Source organism: Cupriavidus sp. FW306-01-F10A, assembly GCF_058782785.1.
This window is the reverse complement of record NZ_JBYSYA010000006.1, coordinates 332,826-339,121: the sequence shown is the minus strand read 5'-3', so window position 1 is coordinate 339,121 and position 6,296 is coordinate 332,826. Positions and strand designations below refer to the sequence as shown.

The window sequence follows — 6,296 nt, the reverse complement described above, 5'->3', positions numbered from 1 at the left end:
GAGCGGACCACGTTTGACGACGGAAGCTATCGCCAGACGACCCACTATGCGGATGGTCGGGAAGTTTCGCAAACCGTAGATGCAGCGGGCAACATTGTTGCTAGTATCCCGGACAGAAATAGCGCCGACTCTGCTGCTGGCACATCGGAAGGGCAGTCGGAGCCTTCGCAGGGCACGTCGCCTGGGCGTGCCAATGGTCAAGTCGCGGTAGACGCTCTAGGCAGTATTCAGAGCATGCTGTCCCTGATCCAGGCAATCGAATCCGGCGACACGAAGGCGATTGTGGCCGCCAGCGCAGCGATGCTGATCAATCTGGATCGCCTCGGTAGCGGCAAACTCTTGCCAGATGGCGTCGGCGTCGGACTGAACGCCCTCGCTGCCGGCCTGAACCTGTTCAACGCCATCCAAGACGGCAACGGACTGGGCATCGCTGCTGCCGGTGCCAACCTCGGCAGCCAGGCGGCAGCCATTTACGCCAACGCGCTCAAGGAACAAGGAATTGTTGCATTCCAGGCCGAGTCGGCATCCGCGGGCAGTCTGCTGGACAGCGCTGCAACGACGGGGCAAATTGCTGGTGGGCTGGCGTTGGTCGCAAGCATTGTCACGCTGGTAATGGCCATCGAGGATGGCAATGAGTATCAGGTTGCCGGGGCGGCCCTGAGTACCATCGCTGCGGGCATGGCGGTGGCAGGCTATACGTCCTATTGCCCACCTGTTGCCTTCGCGGCTATCGCCGTGACAATGATCGGCTCAATGCTGTCCGCAAAGGATCTTCCGACGCTAGAAGGTGAAGCCACCGCTGTGTGGAATCCGGACGGCAGCATTCACGTGCTCAAGACCACCGATGCCGAGGATGGCGGCGCGACGCCTGCCAACATCCTGCAAAGCCTGGTCGATGCCCTGCAGGTGTCGCTTGCCCAGCTGGTGGATGCCAACGGCAACCCACTTTACGCCATCATTCCACAGCGCCTGCCGACCATCGGCTATATCTTCGATCCTGATGGGGCGCGCCTGAACGACAATGGCGGTCAGTTGTATCTCAAGTGGATCGACGACAACGGCCAGGAGCAGAGACGCTACTATGACGGCGCCGGTTTGCGCTATGACACCAGCCAGGCGACCATTGCGCAGCAGTTCATGCAGCAGGCGTTCGCTGCCATTGCCCCGGCATGGGAAGCGGAATCGGTGCTTGCCCACATGCGCGAATCTGGCGTCGTCACCGCTCCTGTGACCGGCAGCATTGAAGAGAACCGGTCCCGAGTTGGCCAGCAACTGCACAGCTCGGACTGGCGTGAGGCAAAGGCCGACGCAGGCATGCCTGAGACAGACGCTGACGGCATCCACCAGCATTTTACTGCGCTGACGGTCGACGAGAAGCCGGCACTGCCTGCAGGTGTGAACCCTGGCCGCATCGGCAAGAACGTCGATCTGGATGGCTACATCGAGCAGACGGACTGGGTGAACGCCAACCAGGGCATCCTCTCCATCGATGTGAACGGCGATGGCGGGATCGGGCAGAACGAGATCCTGACCAACGACCTGGATGCCTCCGCCGCCCATGCCCGCAACAGCCTGCAATGGCTCGACGTCAACCACGACGGCAAGCTGGACGCCTCCGACCCGGCGTTTGCCGCCCTGGGCATCTGGCTGGACGTTAACCGCAACGGCCAGACCGATCAGGGCGAGTTCGCATCATTCCTCGACCGGGGTATCGCCAGCCTGGACTTCACCAGCGCGCCACCAGTCCTGCGTGCCGCCGATGGAAGTGTCATGACGGTCACCGAGCACCACCTGACGGCGGACGTGCGTGGCGACGCCTATCAGGCGGCTTTTGTGGACACGGACGGCGATGGCCGGCTTGACGCCTTTGCCGGCATGCTGCACGCGAAGGAAGGCGGCGAGACGATCCTGAATGCCGTCGTCACCCATGATTACACGGGCGAAGCTGGCCATACCCATGGTGGCGTAGCCTTGGAAAACGCCAGCGCTGAGATGCAAGTTGCCGAAGGCGACAGTCGCATCAGAACTGCCAGCGACAAGCAGCACGAGCAGACGCTTGCGGAAGACGCGATCGTCGCTGGCGATGACCGCGTGGCCGATGGCGAGGGCACGACCCCGGTTGGGCAGACTGCCACCCGTGTCGAGCGAGATGACAGCCGCCTGAGCTCGAAGGACGACCCGAATCCCGTCAGGCCTGCGCAGCGTACCGATACGGTGCGCCTGGCCGATGGCCGTGTTACCAGCGCTCCACCAGCTAGCCCAACTGACGCCTTCGCTGCCATCCGCGATCAGTGGATCAAGACTAGCGACAGCCTGCTTGCGGGCACCGGTGCGCTGCTGGGTGTCGCGGCGGGTGCAGTGGCCGGCGTTGCCAACGCGGCAGAAGGTGGCGGACAGCCCGATGCGCCAGCCCCCACTATCGATACATCCGGCAACAACACCATCAGCCGCCTGCCGTCAGAACTTGCAACGACGGCTGATTCGCCGGGCCAGCCGCAACCGACTGTGGCTCAGCCGCCCTTTGTAGAGGCGACAGTCAACGCCTTGCCAGCGGCGATGCGCCCACTTGGCAGCGAGGCAACGCTCGGGTCGCCGGTCGAAGTCACTTTGGATCTGATCGGATCAGTGCCGGCGGCTGGTGTCAATTGCGATGCCGCAAGTGACGATACGATCCTGATCACAACGCCCGACCGCGTGGCAACCGGGCCGAACGGCGAGGATATCCAGATCATCGCGCCGGACGTAGCCGATGAGCAGGTCGCAGGCATCGAGGACACTCGCTATGCCATCGATGCGGCAGTGCTGCTGGCCAACGATACCTCGCGCAACGTCCTGACCCAGCCACTGCGCCTGATCAACGTCTACGGCGGCGAGAATGGCACGGTGACCCTGACACTGCTGCCCGACGGCAGCCAGCGCATTGTGTTCACCCCTGACCCCGACTATTGGGGGCCGGCGCGTTTCCGCTACACCGTCGAGGATGAGTATGGCCTGCAGGCGACCGGCCGCGTCTATCTGGACATTGCGCCGGTCAATGACGCGCCGGTCACCGCTGGCGAAACGGCTGCTATCGATGAGGATACCGGCGTGCTGTTCACCTCGGCGCAACTGCTTGCCAACGATTTCGATGTGGATACGCCCACCATCGGCGACGTGCTGAGCATCCTGCGTGTTTCGGACGCCACGCACGGCCTTGTGGCCCTCGATGGCCACGGCAACGTGCGGTTCCTGCCCGACCAGGATTATTTCGGGCCGGCCAGCTTTGTCTACTGGGTGTCGGATGGTCACGGTGGACTGACGCCCGCCACGGTCAATCTCGACATCCGCCCCGTCAATGACGCGCCGGTGGTGGCGGGTGAAACAGTCGCCACCGACGAGGACACCGTACTGCTGATCGAGCAGGCGACGCTGCTGGCCAACGACTGGGACGTGGATAACCCCCGCTCAGACCTGACCGTGTTCTCGGTGCGCAACGGCCAGCACGGCACGGTCGAGCTGACCCCCGAAGGCCAGATCCGCTTCATGCCTGAGCAGGACTTCTTTGGGATCGCGACCTTCTTCTACACCGTCCACGACGGCGCGGGCGGCTATACGGAGGCGATGGCCACAGTCGATCTGGCGCCGGTCAATGACGCGCCGATCGTGACTGGCGAGGACTTCCGTGGCAATGAGGATGAGGTAGCGACCTTCACTGCGGCCAGCTTGCTTGCCAACGACCGGGATGTGGACGATGCACAAGCCACTCTTACGCTGGTAGCGGTCGGCAACGCCCAGCACGGCGAAGTGCGTCTGAACGCCGACGGAACCGTCAACTTCATCCCGGACGCGGACTACTTTGGCGCCGCAAGCTTTGAGTACACCGTGTCGGACCCGCTCGGCGCCATCACCACCGGGCGGGTGGACATTGACTTGGCCCCCGTCAATGACGCTCCGCGGCTGCGCGACGATGTGATTGCGAGCAACGAGGACACCGCGCTGACGATTGACGCTGCCGCACTGATTGCCAATGATGCGGATGTGGACAACCCGCCCGAGGCGCTTTCTATCACCCGCGTCAACGGCGCCACGCACGGTACCGTGTCGCTGAACCCGGATGGGACCATCCGTTTCGTACCCGATCCAAATTTCTTTGGCGATGCCAGTTTCACGTATGAAGTGAGCGACGGTGTTGGAGGCGTCTCGACCGCCATGGCGACTATTCATGTGGCTCCAGTCAACGATGCGCCGATCGCCAACGACAATATCGTGGACGGACGCCGGGGGGTGGCCATTACGCTGACCGCGGCGGCGCTGCTGGCGGACGACTTCGACATCGACAACCCGCACGGCGCTCTGCGCATTGTGGGCGTGTCCGGTGCCGAGCACGGCACTGTGCGACTGAATGCGGACGGCTCGGTGACCTTCCTGCCGGAGCCTGGCTTTGGCGGCTACCCGGGTGCGCAAGGCCACTTCACCTATACCATCTCCGATGGCGTTGGCGGCTTTGCCACGGCGACCACGACCATCAACCTGGAGAAGATCAACACGACGCCGGTGGCGGTTGATGACGGTTTCTCGGGCTACGAGAACACGCCGTTCGTCATCAATACGGCGCAGTTCCTGGCCAATGACGCGGATCCGGACGGCGACGCGATCACGGTCACCCAGGTTGCCAATGCGCAGCACGGTACGGTCGAGATTCAGGCCGACGGCCAGGTCCGGTTCACGCCTGACCGCGACTTCTATGGGCAAGCGTCCTTTCAGTACCTGGTGTCCGATCCCTACGGAGGGCAGACCTGGGCCACGGCCTTCCTGCATGTTGAGCATGTGAACAAGGCGCCGATCATCGAGGCCGTCGAGTATGGTCGCGCCATCTTTGGATATTACGACGGCCCCCCTGTCGTGGTGGGCAAGGCTGGTCCGGGTGCAGGTGCCGGCTCCGCCGGGCAGTACATATACAGTGATGGCCCTGTCTTCCAGCCAGTCTATGACGAAGCACTGGCCTTGTCGCTGGCCTTGCAAGGCCGGCTGTTTGATGCTGGCCGGCAGCCTTATGCACCATCGCATTATCAGAATGGCATGCTCAGGCCACTGGCACTAGACCAGATGGATGGCGACGGCTTTGTAGCGATGGGAGCGAATTATGACTCAGATCGCGTTCTTGTCCCCGGTAACGATCCCCGAAGAGAAATGGGCCGGGTCATTGCCTACGATCCGGACGGCGATACAGCGGCCATTGTCATATCGATTGTTCAAACGCCCCAACACGGTTACGCCTACGCCAACACCTATCGGGAAACCGAACATGGCTTTGACCACGTAGGTGAGCTAGTCAGCCGCTATGCCAACTGGCAGTACGAGAGCCATGCGGGAGACCCTTACACCGGTGCTGACCCCTTCACCATCCGCATTACCGATGCACAAGGGGCATCCATGGACGTGGTGATCAACGCTACCCACAAGGGCACCAACGCTAGCGGGGGCTACACGCCTCTCGTGATGGACCTGAATGGCAATGGCGTGGAGTTGCTCGCGGCGGATCAATCCAACGTCAAGGCAGACGTGAATCACGACGGCCAGGCCGAACAGATCGGATGGGCCGCCGCGACCGATGGCGTAATAGGGTTCGATGCCGACGGTGATGGCAAGGTCACCGTGGAAGAGACGCGCCTGACCAATTTCGCACCCGGCACGCAGACTGACCTTGAGGCGCTGGCCACCTTCGACACCAATGGCGACGGCAGGATCAGCAAGGAAGACGCTGCCTGGAGCCAGTTCAAGGTGGTGCAGGACGTCAATGCCAATGGTGAGTTCAGCGAGGCCGAGCACAAGACGCTGGATGAGGCTGGCATCGCCTCCATCGCACTCCAGCGTCAGGGGGAGGCCCACCTCGATCATGGCAACGTTGTGTTTGGCACGGTGGAGGTCACGCACACCGATGGCAGCAAGAGCGAGGCTGCCGACGTGATGTTTGCCGGCAAGGACGTGCCGCTGCCCGGCTTCGCCCTGTACCTGGAAGAGGTCCAGCAGGGAATTGCGCCGAACGAGCCGATCGATGCTGCCTTTGCCGCCGATGCCGTGGCACAACTGCTCGCCACCGCCGAGACACCATCTTCAGCTTGTCCCTATCCGCCGCACAGCGCGGAAGCCGTGCAATGGAGTTGCCTCCAGTGGAACAAGCTGCTGACGACGGCCGATGGGTCCCAGGCCCCCGGCGGCTTTGTCCCACCGCGCGAGGACACCCTTGCCGAAATGATGGATCGCGCCGCACAGGCCAGCGCGGTGGACTTGGGCATGGGCCAACCATCATGACCTTG

General features: G+C 62.8%; 1 protein-coding gene. It reads left to right on the top strand.

What is annotated here, in order from left to right; translation table 11 throughout:
• Positions 1–234: 234 nt before the first annotated feature.
• On the top strand, positions 235–6,291 hold the full coding sequence (locus tag AC3WLF_RS12085; protein ID WP_492358267.1) for a tandem-95 repeat protein: 6,057 nt from the start codon (positions 235–237) through the stop codon (positions 6,289–6,291).
• Positions 6,292–6,296: the final 5 nt, after the last annotated feature.